Raw genomic sequence first — 13,871 nt, 5'->3', positions numbered from 1 at the left:
TTATCCCTCCATCTGTGCGCGTATGGCGATTTTCAAGCCATCCGGTCCGCACGCTTTCACTATCTCAAGCTCCGTTTCCGGAACCGCTAATTCTGTCCATTCACCAGTCAACCGAATCTCTGCAATAAAAAAAGAATCTTCGTTCGAAAACGTGATGAAGCATTCGTACTCCTCGTAAGGATCCGTCTGTTCAAGCGCCGCTCTGATAAGCGCTTCAATCGTTTTCGAATAGGTTTCATCCAAATGGACTGGTGCCTTTGCCGCCAGGCAGCTCAGATGAAAACGGATTTCCGGAAAGCGCCATTGCGCTAGCAGCAGCCACTCTTCCGTCTTTTCCATTTTCAATCCCGAGAGCCGGCTCATCTGCACAGCCGCTTCGCCATGCGAGCGAATAATCGCCTGGACCTCATCAAGGCGCCCAAGATCCAAATTCATTTTGATCAACTGCAATTCATTCAAGAAATCATGGCGCGCATGCCGAAGCGATTGTGCCACTGTCATTGGTGTTTTCATAAGTCACGTCCCGTTCGTCTTCTTTTTTCAGTATACCAATTTTTTCGATGGATTTCCCGGAAAAAGAAGCGGCGAAACCAATTTACAAAACGCCACCATAGTTTTTCAAAATAAAAAGGACTGCATGCGCAGCCCTTTCGTTTTGTATTAAGCTTCTTGTGCTACTGGGTACACGCTCACTTTTTTCTTATCGCGTCCGTAACGTTCGAAACGTACGACTCCGTCGATTTTAGCAAAAAGAGTATCGTCTCCACCGCGTCCAACGTTTTCACCTGGATAAATTTTAGTACCGCGTTGACGGTATAAAATTGAACCACCAGTTACTTCTTGGCCGTCTGCACGTTTAGCGCCAAGGCGTTTAGATTCTGAGTCACGTCCGTTTCTCGTTGAACCTACACCTTTTTTAGATGCGAAAAACTGAAGATCTAATCTTAACATTCTGTCCCACCTCCTAAGCTGTGAAGGTTATTTTAATATATTCTTCATAGTCTTGTTCAATCGTTTTTAATGAAACAATCATGCTGCGAACAAGCAATTGAACCTGTCCATCTGTTTTCTCGTCGAGGCCATCCGGGAAACCGACTTTTAAATAGCCGCTTTCAGATTGCGTAATATCCGGTTCGATTCCGGTAAGTTCCATGATGGCGTTCACCGCTCCAAAAGAAACAGCTGATGCTCCGGCACATACCAAATCTTGCCCGTGTTCTGCAAAGTCCGCATGACCCGACATTTCGAAAGAAGAAATGCGGCCTGACGCTTCTTTAATTTTTACATTAATCATGTCTTACAGGTTGATCGCGTCGACAGTCAATTTCGTGTATGGCTGACGATGACCTTGTTTTTTACGGTAGTTCTTTTTCGCTTTGTATTTGAAAACAGTAATCTTTTTAGCGCGGCCGTTTTTAACAACAGTTGCCGATACAGTAGCTCCTTCAACAAAAGGAACACCCACTTTAGAATCGTCTCCACCTACAAATAGAACTTTATCAAATGTGATCACGTCACCAGCTTCACCGTTCAATTTCTCAACGTAGATTTCTTGGCCCGCTTCAACTTTGATTTGTTTACCACCAGTTTCAATAATTGCGTACATATCCTTGCACCTCCTCTTAGACTAAGACTCGCCTATTCAGGTGATCGGCATTGCTGCTGATTCTTAAAGTAACCTGATTCGAGCGGTTGTAGCACAGGTGCGCTACAAACATAACATTAGAATAATACCACGGCAGCGCATGACCCGTCAATGGTTTTATTAAATACCGTGCGTTGAGGTGCGAACTTTCAGCTGCGAGGTGTGAAAATTTTCGTTTGAGGTGCGGAAAAATTGCCCTGAGGTGCGAAACAATCGCAGCGAGGTGCGTTCAGCTCCAAATTGACCCAAAATACGTCTCCAATAACTCCCGCCTCGGAACAATCCATCGTTTGCCGCGTTCATTTCCCTGCAGCGCAGAGTTTTCCAATAACCGGTAAAGCAAATGTTTGTCTTCGACACCAAAGAGCCGATAAGCAAAATTCGTCGGCAGCTCCGCTCCGAATAAAACCGCATATTCCTGTAGCGTAACTTCATGTGCATCACGGAAATAGCCGCCGCAGCCACCACAATGCCATTTTCGATTTTTTCTTATCAAAGCAGAATTTCTGCACTGCGGACAAGATACGCCGAGACGCAATGAGCCGACATCAAGGGCATAGCGCTCCAATAAATTCTGCTGGAAACTTTTCTTAGGCAACGCCCGCACTTTCTCCGACACCTTATGCTCATCAAGCAGCATTCTCCCACTAACCAAACTTTCCAAGTAAAACGGCAAGTAATCCAGAGACACGGCCGGGTAGTTTTTCGGCCCCTCTACCACTCTTCCTGAGCGGCTCGCCAGTACAATGACGCCAGTGACAGGAATTCCCAAAAACCTTTCTGTCGCTTTCACTGCACGATGCAGTTGAGACTCTGGGCTTTTCATCCCTTCAGTACGCCCGTCCACTGTCCGATGGAATTGGAAATTTTCCGAGTCAAAGTAAAAATCGCCTTTCATGTTTTTCACTTCAAGAACGCAGACAAATTTCCGATTCACTACGAGAAGATCTACTTAAGCATAACCGTCTTTATGCGGAATCGATAAATCCGTCAGAATAATTGTCTGCCCTGGAAGAACCAATTCCCTTTTCAAAAGGGAGAATGTCCGACTTTCTCCTCCTGCTCCAGCCAGCGAATTTTTTAATTCGCTGAAAATAGAAATCCAGGCAGGATGGTTTTTCGAAACTCTTTCCGCCAAAATCATTCGAGCCAACAACCGTTCGTTCATTTTACACCTCCCAATCCAAATAAAAACCCCCGTTTCCAAACTGTCTCTCCTCGTTAACAAGCAGAAACAATTCGGATGCGGGGGCATCGTCATTGTAAATTATTTAGAAAAAATGGCTTTGATTTTTGAGAACACGCCGCCGCTCTTCTGGTCCATCGTCATGAGTGGCACAGATTCGCCTAAAATACGGCGAGCGATGTTGCGGTAACCCATTGCTGCGCGGTTGTTCGGATCCATCACGACAGGTTCGCCGCGGTTTGAACTCGAGATAACCGTTTCGTCATCAGCAACGATTCCGAGTAAATCGATTGACAGATGCGTCGTAATTTCATTGACATCCAACGCTTCGCCGGCTTTCATCAAATGCTGGCGGATGCGGTTGATGATCAATTTCGGCGGCTCGATGTTTTCTTCGAGCTCAAGGAGACCGATGATCCGGTCAGCATCGCGCACCGCTGAAATTTCAGGGGTCGTTACGACGATCGCTTTATCGGCACCCGCTACGGCATTTTTATAGCCTTGCTCGATGCCGGCCGGGCAATCGATAATGACAAAATCATAGTCTTCTTTCAGTTTCGTTACCAATTCTTTCATTTGCTCCGGATTGATTGCGTTCTTATCCGTTGTTTGAGCAGCTGGCAATAAATACAGCATGTCATCAAAACGCTTGTCTTTGACAAGCGCCTGGTGGACTTTGCAGCGGCCATCGAGAACGTCGACCAAATCGTAGATGATCCGGTTTTCAAGTCCCAATATAACGTCTAAATTCCGCAAACCGATATCGGTATCGATTAAGCATACTTTTTTGCCTTGAAGAGCCAATGCAGTGCCGAGATTGGCGGTCGTCGTCGTTTTACCGACGCCTCCCTTACCTGACGTTATGACTATTGCTTCTCCCACATTAGCTTCCTCCTTTAAACGTTGAAATTTGCGGCCGTATAAATCGCAATTCCTGCAAGCGGTCGATGATGATATGGCCATTTGTATGTAAATAAGCACATTCCATTTCCGGCTGCTCGGAAAGCACCGTCAATTCATCGGTCATCGTTTCCAGCGCGTCATCGATTTTCAGATGCGTCGCTTCCAGCCATGAAGCTGCAATGACCGCTTCACGGTTGCCGTTTGCTCCGGCATGAGCCATCCCTTTTAAGCGGCCCAACACATATATATTGCCTCCAGCGACCACTTTCGCGTTCGGATTGACATCCCCGACCACGACAAGATCGCCTTCCGCTTTGACCACCTGTCCAGAACGCACAATGCCGACATAAGTTTCGGATTGGCGTTCCATGATCCGGCGGTTGCTTTCTTCGACAGTGATGACATCGCTTCTCACGCTCGACACCCGAAGATGCGAATTGCTTTGCGTGATCGCAATGACTTCTTTTGTCTGCGCTTCCGTGCAATACCGGTTCCCCAGATGAATCTGCACTTCCGCACTGCCATCAAGCGCAGGATCCGACACCTTTGCCTGCAGCTCCGTCAGCAGATCGGTGTAAGAACACTGGTCGTCGAGCTGCAGAACGAGCCCTTGTTTCGTCCCTTTGATATAGACAAGATTCCTCAAAAATGTGTCACCTGCGCTTTCATTAAAATAAGCCTTACTGGCCGTTGTAGCCGGATAATCCCGGACTGTTCTGGCGTTCGATAAAACGGGCCACGATCACCGATCTGAAAGCCCAACCCAAGATGAATAAAAACAGCGAATTCGCAATCATCGTTGGAAGCAAACGGCTTTCCAAAAAGGCTTTAATCGGCATCGAAGCAAGTCCGATCAACGAAAAGAATTGAAACAGGACAAATTCGAAAAGCGCCGTCAAGACCAAAGTCAAAACAGTCGTGATGAATAAATTCCGGTGGATTGATTTTACGGTGTAGCCGGCGATTACACAAACGGCCGGATACAGAAAAGAATATAAACCAATAATATCAATGAAAAAGACATCGTACAAGAGTCCGAAAAATAATCCGTAGTACATTGAACGTTTTGTATCGTAATAAACGGACACAAATATCAGAAACATGATCAAAAAGCGCGGGACGATGTAATAATAATCGCCATTCATCTGCAGCGGTGAGAAAAGTCCGAAAACAGGTTCAAGGAAAAACAGGACCAGGCCGATAAGCGGGATCAGATAACGGATCATGATTCACCGTCTCCTGTCTCCCCATTATCTTCCCCGTCCACTTCCGGCGTCAGCCGATCAGCTATGACGACATGGTTCAGCAATGTGAAGTCTGCCGCCGGTTTGATGTAAGCAAGTTTTGTCAAACCGAATTCATCGATGGCCACTTCCGTAATTTCCCCGATCACGATGCCTTTCGGGAAAATCCCGCCAAGCCCGCTGGAAACGACTTTCTGCCCTTCTTTGAGTTCGATTTCTGCATCAATTCGCTTCAAGAGCAATTCGCGGCGATCGGCGTCATAGCCTTCAATCAAGCCGAATACCGCTTTATCGCCCCCGAGCACCATCGCGGATACGCGGTAGTTCGGGTTTTGAGTGGAAATCAATTCAACCGTTGAAGACAATTTGGTCACTAACGTCACCTTGCCGATCAAACCTCGCGCTGTCATGACGGCCATATTCGGTTTCACGCCGCTCGTCTCGCCTTTATTGATGACGATTTTCTCTTCCCATTGATCCGGGTTCCGTGCAATGACGGTTGCCTGGATTGGATTATAATCCCGTAAATCCTCTTCTTTGCCGACCAGTTCTTTCAGTTCCGCGTTTTCAGAACGAAGATCCGTGACTTCCGCCTGGACCGTTGCAAATTCTTCCAGACGTGATTTCAGGTATTTGTTTTCTTCATATGTATTCAAAAGCGAATCCACGTTATCGAAAACCCCTGTGACAAAATGTGCGGGCCCTGAAAAGACCGATTGCCCAGCACCAACGGCATCTTTGATGATCTGCTCCGGCAATGACACATTATCCCGATCGCGCAAAGAAAAAGAAATTAATGCGACGAGCAGGATAACGCCCAACAGCAGCAAGATAAGCCGTTTATTCGAAAAAAACTGTGGCATTAGTGCAATCCTCCTTATTTATGCGATTGCTGGCGTCGGATCTGATCCATATTATCTAAAGCTTTACCAGTTCCAATTGCGACACAATCCAATGGATCATCTGCAATTATAACAGGCATCATTGTAACATCTGAAATAACTTTGTCCAGGTTTTTTAGAAGCGCTCCGCCTCCGGTCAAGACGATTCCGCGTTCCATAACATCCGCTGATAATTCAGGCGGCGTCGTTTCGAGCGTTTTCTTCACGCCGTCGATGATTGCGGCAATTGACTCTTTCAATGCTTCCGCAATTTCATCCGCTGAAATTTCAATTGTTTTTGGAAGGCCTGTCAAAAGATCGCGTCCGCGGATCTCCATTTTCAAATTCTTCTCAGCTTCTGTTGCTGCACGAGCTGAACCAATTTCCATTTTAACGGCTTCTGCTGTCCGTTCACCGATTGTTAAGTTATACGTTTTACGGATGTATTGGGTAATTGCCTGGTCCATTGAATCGCCGGCAACCCGAACCGATTCACTTGTTACAATGCCGCCAAGTGAAATGACTGCAACTTCAGTAGTACCGCCACCAATATCGACGACCATACTGCCCGTAGGTTCCCATACCGGAAGATTTGCTCCGATTGCAGCTGCAAAAGGCTCTTCGATTGTGAAAGCTTCCCGAGCTCCCGCTTGGCGAGATGCATCGATAATCGCACGGCGCTCAACTGAAGTGATGCCATAAGGCACACAAATCATGACGTTCGACTTTTTCCAAGTCCCGCCTGCCACTTTCATTGCTTCTTTCAAGTAATATTGAATCATTGCGGTGGTTGTATCATAGTCAGCGATAACGCCGTCTCTCATCGGACGGATCGCTACGATGGACCCAGGAGTCCGTCCGATCATATTGCGCGCATCGTTTCCGACAGCGACGATCTCACCTGTGCTTGTGTTTTTCGCGACAACTGAAGGTTCACGAAGAACAATCCCTTTATTTTTTACAAAAACTAACGTATTAGCAGTACCTAAGTCTATTCCTACATCTTTTGATCCGATTCCAAACAAGTCAAATCTTCCCTTCTTTATATGCCAAAAAGCCATAGTGTTAACACAATACCTTTCATTATAGCTGAAAAGTAAAGAAAACAACAGTGTTACATATAGCCCTTTTCATTCAAAGAAATGAATTGATGGTCACCGATGATGATATGATCCAATAGTTCGATTCCGACAATGCTGCCAGCCTCCATCAGGCGCTTTGTGACGGCGATATCTTCCGGTGAAGGCGCCGGGTTGCCGGAAGGGTGATTATGCGCACAGACGATGGATGCAGCCGATCTTCGCACCGCTTCCCGGAAAATTTCACGCGGATGGACGATGCTCGCATTCAAGCTGCCGACGAAAATGGTTTGCTTATGCATGACTTGATTTTTGATGTTGAGAAAAAGAACCACGAAATGTTCTTGTTTGAGGGAAGTCATATCCGCCATCAAATAAGAGGCGGCATCTTTCGGGGAACGGATCGTATATTTCGTGTCAGTCTGTTTAGAGGATAAACGGCGGCCAAGTTCGATTGCAGCGAGCAGCTGGACAGCCTTCGCTTGGCCGATGCCTTTAATGGAAGTTATTTCTTCGATCGTCGCATCTTTTAAATGATGGAGATGCTCGAAATGGTGAAGCACTTGGTTGGATAGATGCAGGACCGATTCCTGTTTCGTCCCGGTGCGGAGTAAAATGGCAATGAGTTCCTGGTTTGATAAACTCGTAGCGCCTTGGTTGACCAGCCGCTCACGCGGCCGGTCCTGTGCATGGACGTCCCGGATCATCAACGGCTGTTCAGAAGTCAGCATGGACATGGCTCCCTTCCAATGAAATATAGCCGGATTGTTCCAGTTTCCGGGCAAGGCTCGCAACCGGCAAGCCGACAACGGTTTGGTAATCCCCTTTAATTTCTTTAACAAATAAGCCGGACGCCGTTTGGATCCCGTATGCACCTGCCTTATCATATGGATCGCTCGTTTTGATATATGCTTCTATCCACGCTGAGTCAAGCTCATAGAAAGCCACTTCAGTTTCTTCATAAAATGTTTGCTCGTTATCTCCTTGTATAATCGCTAGCGCCGTAACCACTTCATGTGTGTTGCCGGACAAACGCTCCAAAAAATCCCGTGCCTGCTCTTTGTCTTTCGGCTTCAGCAAAATTTCTCCGCCAAGGACTACAACGGTATCCGAACCGATGACAACGGACTCCGGCGCCTGTTTGGCAACTTCCTTCGCTTTTTGAAGTGCACATTCGATTACATATTCCACAGCCGTATTAAAATTTTCAGGCGCAGGTTCCGCTTTCTTACTCGGGATAATTTTAAAGTCAATGCCTAGCCCTTCCAGTAATTCTTTTCGACGCGGCGATGCCGATGCCAAGACAACCGGCTGATTTGCTTTGAATTTCATTTCGTATTCCTCCCTTTTTTAGCATCATACCGAAAATTTTCCGGTTTGAAAAATTTCTCCGGAATGCGAAAAATGATTTTTAAAGCGATTGGCGGAATCAAAAATAGGATTTGCCTCTCTATTTTTGATTATTCGCATATCCAACAGCTTTCAAATATTTATTTTGGTGCAAAGAAAAAAGGACGAAGCCTATGCTTCATCCTAAAAATCCGAAATACCAATCAAGCAGCGGCTCACCCCAGAAATAGACAATCAACGCGCCTAGCGCAATCGAAGGACCAAATGGAACCGGCGTTTTTCTGCCAGCTTTTTTTATTCTTAATTGGAAAATTCCCGCAATCGCACCGATCAAAGAAGCTAAGAACAGCGTCAGCAAAGTACCCGTCGTCCCAAGCACGAGGCCGATGACAAAAAACAATTTGATGTCGCCGCCGCCCATGCCGCCTTTTGATACGACCGCAATCAAGAACAATAGAAGGAAGCCAACTAAGGCACCTAAAATCGAATCCCACCACGGGTCAAGCGGGATGAAGAAACGGAGCACAAGCAAGAGAAGCGCAAACGGCAGTAATACTTTATCCGGAATCAGCATATACGCGATATCCGAAACCGTGATAATCACGAGAAGCGACACAAAAAGAATCGCAATGAGAAGTTCCGGCGTAAACCCGAAGACCCAAAATGAGAACGCAAATAATACCGCAGTGAAGAATTCCATCAGCGGATAAACCCAGTGGATCTTCTCGCCGCACGACCGGCATTTGCCGCGCAGGAAGAGATAAGAAAATACCGGTATGAGATCAAGCGCCGTCAGCTGGCGGTTGCAGTTCGTGCAATGGGAAGGCGGATAAGCGATCGATTCCTTTTTCGGCACCCGAAGGCCGACCACATTAAAGAAAGAACCAAAAACCAGTCCGAAAATAAACGAAAACACTGTATAGGTGATTGTCATAGCGGCTCCTTTTCATCCGTTTTTTTGAATGGCAAATAAGCTGAATCCACTTTTTTTTTGGAAACAACGGTCTTCCTTTGATTTTGAGAATAAACTTAAGAGCCCTTAAATACGAAGCATCAGCCCAGCGCTAGGCCAATAATCATTTATTATGTAAGTGCAGGAATAACTAAACTGTCTCCTGTAAAAATCATCGTGCTGTCCAGTCCATTCGCTTCTTGCAATTCAGCTACTCTATCAGCATCACCGAAATATTCGAGTGAAATCGCAGAAAGCGTGTCGCCGGCCTGGATCTGATGAATTTGTTCAGAAAGGCCGGCAACTTGGAAGCTGTCTTTTGTATCAATTTTTGAAACGTCCACGTTTTCCTCGTCCGCATCTGCCGAAGGTGTCGAATCCGCTGCTGGTACTTCCACAGCTTCAGGCGTTGTCGTCTCTAATTCTAGGTCCGTCCCGTCATTCTGCGGCAAAGGATTGCTTTTCCCAGCAGGTGCCGGTACCGCAACTTTTGGCATTGTATCTTGCAAAGCGATCAAATCCGGGCGGTAAAATGCGGAGAAAGTGAGTGACGCTGTTAAAGTTTCATCTTCTTCCGATACTTGCGTCACTTCCGGATTTGCCCCGAAATCGATTGCATCAATAATCATGATCCGGTCCATCGATTCGATTTCACGGATAAAACGAAGGATGCTGCCGTAATCAGCGGCTTCGATCTCAACTGTCGTCAGCACTTCCTGAATATTCTCAACGCCTTCAACCGGCTGCAATAATTCAAGCGGCCCTTCCGTAAATGCGATCGATAATGCAAGCGTATCGGAAATCAATTCCGCTTGTTCCACTTGCAAAAGGATCAGATCCGTCAGCGGTTCCACTGAAACTTTCTGCTGCAGGTCTGAAATGCTGATTTTTTCACCAACCGGCTTTGATTTCACTTGCGTCTCAAGCGCCATCAGTACTTCCCGTTCAGAGGATAATAACTGCTCTGCCTGCAATTTAGCGTCGCGGGCAGGTGTATAGATGCCAAAATACGAATAAGCAGCTAAACCTAAAAGGAATAAAACAGCCAGGACCACGAGCCCCATTTCTTTTTGTCTCCGAGTCAAACTGCTCATCGCAAATCCCCCTCCGTTTCAGCCGGAACAGCATCTGCGTCAGTTGCCGGTGCTTCTTCTACTGGTGTTTCTTCTACAGGAGTTTCTTCTACGGGCGCTGTTTCTGCCGGAACTTCTTCAGCTGGCGGGGCAACGACTTCTCCGTCCACCACTTCGCCTTCTGCAGTTCCTTCTGCCGGAATGCGTTCATCTACAAAAACAATCGAATAAGTTGCCAAATAACGCGGATTTTCAAGCATCGCGTCTTCCGGGATTTCTTCCCCTTCGACAACCGCTGTATCCACGGCTTGATTTGCTACAGAATCCAAGGTCGCAGAAGCGATCAAGTCAGATGCTTTTAACTGCGTCAAATAATACGCGGCTTCCCGCGTCGTATCAAATTGCAAAGTCAATGTCGCCTGGTTAGGCGCTATGTAAGAAAAACTATTGAAAAATCCGCGTTCAGGCAAGATCGACACCATTTCGTTCAATAAAGGAACGGTATCGTATTGGTAGTTCACAGCCCAATCGACTGTCGCCTGCAATTGCTGTTCTTCGTTCAACCCGGAAGTCTGCTCGATTTCAGCACGCAAAATCGCTTGTTCCGCTGCAATCTGTTCGGACTGCGCCAAATAATCATTTTGTTCCGCTGTATTGGCGCGAGCCATGAAAAAGAGAACCGCCCAAATAATGACAGCTACCAATAAAATCGAAAGTGCCGCAATCAGGAAAGCGGGACGGTCCCGTTCCTTTTGCGGCAATAAATTAATATCAACCAGCATACTTACACCTCTTTCAACGCAAGACCGATAGCACGATTGAAGCGTACAGGTACACTTTTCACTTGATCGGACGGAATGGGATCAATAACAAGTGGAGTGACAGGCACCGCAAACCGCTCTTCGAGGCGAGACTGGAACGTAAACCAGTCTTCAAACTCCCCGTTGCAGACGATATGCGTAATGCCGGCTTCTCCGCCGTTCATGTTGTAGCGATAAAAATTAGCTAACTTTTCAGATTCAGTTTCAATCGTAGACGTGATTGTTTCGGTGTCTAAAACTAAACCGCCGAATGCATCAAATTCCACAGGACGCATGAATAACGGATAATGTTCATGGAAAATCGAGACGGTCATTTTTGTCGACTGGATATCGATCAACATGATGTGCTCGTCTTTCTGGAAATCATGCTGCAAAAAGCCGAGGCGGTATAGCGCAAGCGGCGTAATATCCGCTACAACCGGATCGAGTTTTGCCCGGTCAAATACGCGTTCATAATCGGAAATCACTGATTCTTTTGAGGCAATAATGATCGCTTCCGGTTCTTCCGAATCCGATTCGTAAGGTACGACATCGAATACAGGATCTTCGAACGGAAGGTAAAGCGTAGAGCCGATTTCAATGAAAAAGTGGCCTTTCAATTCATCGGCTTCAATATCTTCGGGGTAATTCACTTTGCGGATAATAACGAATTCGTCAGGGGCGAGGAATCGGACTGACTTCTTAGAGAGACCCCACTGATCAACAGCCTTATCGAGAATCGATTCGAGCGCTTCGCTATCCACAATTTTGCCGTCTTCGATGATGCCTTGCGGAAGATCCATCTCTTCCGCACAGCTCAACTCCAGTGGCGAAGCCGACTTGATATCCACATGCCGGATTGCGTCTTCTTCTATAGTAATGGTTGCGACTCGCGCTTTCCTCGACAAAAACGATAAGGCCATTTTTTCAGCTCCTAGGGTTTGATTTAAAAAAATAAAAACTTAAGGTGCAATTGTAGTACCTGTAAAGTCTTTATTCTTTTTAGCAGTAATTTGTGCATTTGTCATTGCAGTTTTGATTTCATATTTACCATCTGTGGTAGCACCACTTATTTTATTTCCTCCAACAGCTTTTGTAATAGTCACACCATCAGCTAGAGAACCTTTATCTTCCAAATAAGAAGTAGTGGCTCCCGCAGTTGTACCTGCCAATACTCCTACAGTAACTGTTGCTCCTGTAGCACTATTGTTTTCAGTGAAATAAATATTTGCTGCGGCCAGTGCATTTTGGTAATCGGCTTTAACTGCTCCGTTACGGCTATTTTCAATTAGATTTCCAATCGCCGGAATTGCAATTGCAGCAATAATAGCGATAATTACGATTACTGCTAAAAGCTCGATTAATGTCAAACCTTTTTGCTCTTTTAATTTGTTTTGGATGAATTTTTTCATCGGTGTTTGCCCCCGTATTCGGTTAATTTAGCACTTTTTCAAGCACATTCTTATTATATCAATAGAACTAAAATACTCAATAGTAAAATCATAAAAATTTATAAAAAATTTACATCAAAAAACAACTTTTGTCCCTACATATTGTCTACATTTTCAAACATACCGAACATCGGCATCATAATTGCTAGGACTATAGTGCCGACTAGAAGCGCGAGAAATACAATCATTAACGGTTCAATCAATGCCTTTAAACGATCCGTTTCTTGCTCAACTTCCTTTTCATAGAACTCTGCCACTTTTTCCAACATATGATCCAAAGAACCCGTTTGTTCTCCAATTGAAATCATGTGAGGGATTAATGGAGGAAATGCCCAGTGATTCTTCATTGGCTCAGTTAGAGACCCTCCACGTTCTAAGGAATCTCTAGCTGAAAGAAGCACTTTCGACATAACAGCATTCCCTACTACTTTCTCAGTCATGGTCATGGCTTGAAGAATTGGTACTGAGCTTGAGAATAAGGAACTTAAAGTTCTCGTCAATCTAGCTAATGCAGATTTTTTCATAATGTTTCCAAAGATTGGCACTTTTAGGACTGCTTTATCTAGCAACATATTGCCTGCTTCACTTTTTCTCATCAGCCAATAAGTTGCGATTACTAGTACCACAGCAAGTATGAGAATATACCAATAGCCGATAACAAAATCACTGCCTGCCATTACAAACTGCGTAATCCACGGCAATTCGCCTCCAAAACTCGCAAACATATCGACAAACATCGGGACGATGGATGACAATAGGAAAATTACGACCCCGACCGCCAGAAATCCTACTACCGCAGGATAAGTCATTGCTGAAATTACCTTTTGTCTTGTTTGATAGGCTTTATCGTAATGCGTTGCTAGCCGGTCAAGAGACTCATCGATATTCCCCGACATCTCCCCCGCCCGGACCAAGTTAATCGTCAGCGGCTCAAAAATCTTCGGATATTTTGCTAAAGAGTCTGATAAGGTATTCCCTTTTCGCAGCTCTTCATCAACTTCCACCAATGTTTTCCGAAGCGGCTTTGAATCCACTTGCTTCGAAAGGATGCGAACTGCGTCGACGATTGTAACTCCCGCTCTCATAAGCGTAGAAAATTGACGGAGAAACATAATAAACTGGTCCCTTTTTACCGGGTTCCCGATAACAATATCTTTTTGAAGAGCGGTCGCTTCAACTTCACGGATATCAATAACTTTGATGCCTTCATCGCGTAAGCGCTCAACTGCATCTCGCCGGCTTGTTGCGACAACAACTCCGGTACGGATCTTTTTCTTGTCGCGGCCTTCATATTTAAAACGCGCCAT

At 45.7% G+C, this 13,871-nt stretch carries 18 protein-coding genes, 1 pseudogene and 1 other annotated feature; all 19 genes and pseudogenes read right to left on the bottom strand.

All coding sequences use genetic code 11. From position 1 onward, the window contains the following. Complete coding sequence (locus AC2EXB_RS07705; RefSeq protein ID WP_483604297.1) at positions 1-513, bottom strand: Spo0B domain-containing protein; 513 nt, start codon at positions 511-513, stop codon at positions 1-3. A gap of 147 nt (positions 514-660) precedes the next feature. Beyond that, complete coding sequence (gene rpmA / locus AC2EXB_RS07700) at positions 661-951, bottom strand: 50S ribosomal protein L27 (protein WP_008431505.1); 291 nt, start codon at positions 949-951, stop codon at positions 661-663. A 13-nt stretch (positions 952-964) separates the two neighbouring features. Continuing rightward, entirely contained in the window at positions 965-1,294 is a 330-nt protein-coding gene (locus AC2EXB_RS07695) for a ribosomal-processing cysteine protease Prp (RefSeq protein ID WP_483604296.1), read from the bottom strand. Between the two features lie 3 nt (positions 1,295-1,297). After that, positions 1,298-1,606: a 50S ribosomal protein L21 gene (rplU, locus tag AC2EXB_RS07690; RefSeq protein WP_235198996.1), complete on the bottom strand. Its 309-nt coding sequence runs from the start codon at positions 1,604-1,606 to the stop codon at positions 1,298-1,300. 14 nt (positions 1,607-1,620) lie between these two features. Next, positions 1,621-1,704 (bottom strand) — a sequence feature (ribosomal protein L21 leader region). Positions 1,705-1,874: 170 nt separating this feature from the next. Next, positions 1,875-2,585, bottom strand: a pseudogene (locus AC2EXB_RS07685) (nuclease-related domain-containing protein); the annotation flags it as partial. 12 nt (positions 2,586-2,597) lie between these two features. Further along, a complete protein-coding gene (locus tag AC2EXB_RS07680; RefSeq protein WP_483604295.1) occupies positions 2,598-2,813 on the bottom strand; it encodes a hypothetical protein in 216 nt (71 codons plus the stop codon). A 99-nt stretch (positions 2,814-2,912) separates the two neighbouring features. Then, on the bottom strand, positions 2,913-3,713 hold the full coding sequence (minD, locus tag AC2EXB_RS07675) for a septum site-determining protein MinD (RefSeq protein WP_235198994.1): 801 nt from the start codon (positions 3,711-3,713) through the stop codon (positions 2,913-2,915). Position 3,714: 1 nt separating this feature from the next. Then, entirely contained in the window at positions 3,715-4,380 is a 666-nt protein-coding gene (minC, locus tag AC2EXB_RS07670) for a septum site-determining protein MinC (RefSeq protein ID WP_235198993.1), read from the bottom strand. 34 nt (positions 4,381-4,414) lie between these two features. Next, positions 4,415-4,960 carry a rod shape-determining protein MreD gene (gene mreD, locus AC2EXB_RS07665; protein ID WP_483604294.1) on the bottom strand — a complete coding sequence of 182 codons (546 nt, stop codon included), beginning with the start codon at positions 4,958-4,960 and terminating at the stop codon, positions 4,415-4,417. Continuing rightward, positions 4,957-5,841, bottom strand: a complete 885-nt coding sequence (gene mreC / locus AC2EXB_RS07660; protein ID WP_235198992.1) for a rod shape-determining protein MreC — start codon at positions 5,839-5,841, stop codon at positions 4,957-4,959. Before mreC ends, mreD begins: the two co-directional genes overlap by 4 nt. Positions 5,842-5,855: 14 nt before the next feature. Beyond that, complete coding sequence (locus tag AC2EXB_RS07655) at positions 5,856-6,884, bottom strand: rod shape-determining protein (RefSeq protein ID WP_052651868.1); 1,029 nt, start codon at positions 6,882-6,884, stop codon at positions 5,856-5,858. An 89-nt stretch (positions 6,885-6,973) separates the two neighbouring features. Continuing rightward, positions 6,974-7,669 (bottom strand): RadC family protein, encoded by a 696-nt coding sequence (gene radC, locus AC2EXB_RS07650; RefSeq protein WP_483604293.1) that lies wholly within the window; start codon positions 7,667-7,669, stop codon positions 6,974-6,976. Beyond that, complete coding sequence (locus AC2EXB_RS07645; protein ID WP_483604292.1) at positions 7,656-8,270, bottom strand: Maf family protein; 615 nt, start codon at positions 8,268-8,270, stop codon at positions 7,656-7,658. The genes radC and AC2EXB_RS07645 overlap by 14 nt, the downstream gene beginning before the upstream one ends. A gap of 196 nt (positions 8,271-8,466) precedes the next feature. Continuing rightward, complete coding sequence (locus tag AC2EXB_RS07640; protein WP_483604291.1) at positions 8,467-9,222, bottom strand: prepilin peptidase; 756 nt, start codon at positions 9,220-9,222, stop codon at positions 8,467-8,469. 149 nt (positions 9,223-9,371) lie between these two features. Continuing rightward, positions 9,372-10,334 carry a LysM peptidoglycan-binding domain-containing protein gene (locus tag AC2EXB_RS07635; protein ID WP_483604290.1) on the bottom strand — a complete coding sequence of 321 codons (963 nt, stop codon included), beginning with the start codon at positions 10,332-10,334 and terminating at the stop codon, positions 9,372-9,374. Next, positions 10,331-11,095 (bottom strand): PilN domain-containing protein, encoded by a 765-nt coding sequence (locus tag AC2EXB_RS07630; protein ID WP_483604289.1) that lies wholly within the window; start codon positions 11,093-11,095, stop codon positions 10,331-10,333. The genes AC2EXB_RS07635 and AC2EXB_RS07630 overlap by 4 nt, the downstream gene beginning before the upstream one ends. Positions 11,096-11,097: 2 nt before the next feature. Next, positions 11,098-12,036, bottom strand: coding sequence for a type IV pilus biogenesis protein PilM (pilM, locus tag AC2EXB_RS07625; RefSeq protein WP_483604288.1), 939 nt, complete (start codon positions 12,034-12,036; stop codon positions 11,098-11,100). Between the two features lie 39 nt (positions 12,037-12,075). Next, the gene (locus AC2EXB_RS07620; protein ID WP_483604287.1) at positions 12,076-12,525 is read right to left on the bottom strand and encodes a prepilin-type N-terminal cleavage/methylation domain-containing protein; all 450 of its coding nucleotides are present in this window, start codon (positions 12,523-12,525) and stop codon (positions 12,076-12,078) included. A 134-nt stretch (positions 12,526-12,659) separates the two neighbouring features. Beyond that, entirely contained in the window at positions 12,660-13,871 is a 1,212-nt protein-coding gene (locus AC2EXB_RS07615) for a type II secretion system F family protein (protein ID WP_483604286.1), read from the bottom strand.

Source organism: Planococcus alkaliphilus (genome assembly GCF_057031095.1).
The sequence above is the reverse complement of the archived record's forward strand: the minus strand, read 5'-3'. Positions and strand labels throughout refer to the sequence as shown.

Bases quoted from the DNA above. Each gene is read 5' to 3' on its own strand.
- AC2EXB_RS07680 (WP_483604295.1), bottom strand. From the start codon at position 2,813: ATGAACGAACGGTTGTTGGCTCGAATGATTTTGGCGGAAAGAGTTTCG.
- rplU (WP_235198996.1), bottom strand. From the start codon at position 1,606: ATGTACGCAATTATTGAAACTGGTGGTAAACAAATCAAAGTTGAAGCG.
- rpmA (WP_008431505.1), bottom strand. From the start codon at position 951: ATGTTAAGATTAGATCTTCAGTTTTTCGCATCTAAAAAAGGTGTAGGT.
- AC2EXB_RS07640 (WP_483604291.1), bottom strand. From the start codon at position 9,222: ATGACAATCACCTATACAGTGTTTTCGTTTATTTTCGGACTGGTTTTT.
- pilM (WP_483604288.1), bottom strand. From the start codon at position 12,036: ATGGCCTTATCGTTTTTGTCGAGGAAAGCGCGAGTCGCAACCATTACT.
- AC2EXB_RS07620 (WP_483604287.1), bottom strand. From the start codon at position 12,525: ATGAAAAAATTCATCCAAAACAAATTAAAAGAGCAAAAAGGTTTGACA.
- AC2EXB_RS07645 (WP_483604292.1), bottom strand. From the start codon at position 8,270: ATGAAATTCAAAGCAAATCAGCCGGTTGTCTTGGCATCGGCATCGCCG.
- AC2EXB_RS07630 (WP_483604289.1), bottom strand. From the start codon at position 11,095: ATGCTGGTTGATATTAATTTATTGCCGCAAAAGGAACGGGACCGTCCC.
- AC2EXB_RS07635 (WP_483604290.1), bottom strand. From the start codon at position 10,334: ATGAGCAGTTTGACTCGGAGACAAAAAGAAATGGGGCTCGTGGTCCTG.
- mreC (WP_235198992.1), bottom strand. From the start codon at position 5,841: ATGCCACAGTTTTTTTCGAATAAACGGCTTATCTTGCTGCTGTTGGGC.
- radC (WP_483604293.1), bottom strand. From the start codon at position 7,669: ATGCTGACTTCTGAACAGCCGTTGATGATCCGGGACGTCCATGCACAG.
- AC2EXB_RS07615 (WP_483604286.1), bottom strand. From the start codon at position 13,871: ATGGCGCGTTTTAAATATGAAGGCCGCGACAAGAAAAAGATCCGTACC.
- mreD (WP_483604294.1), bottom strand. From the start codon at position 4,960: ATGATCCGTTATCTGATCCCGCTTATCGGCCTGGTCCTGTTTTTCCTT.
- AC2EXB_RS07695 (WP_483604296.1), bottom strand. From the start codon at position 1,294: ATGATTAATGTAAAAATTAAAGAAGCGTCAGGCCGCATTTCTTCTTTC.
- AC2EXB_RS07705 (WP_483604297.1), bottom strand. From the start codon at position 513: ATGAAAACACCAATGACAGTGGCACAATCGCTTCGGCATGCGCGCCAT.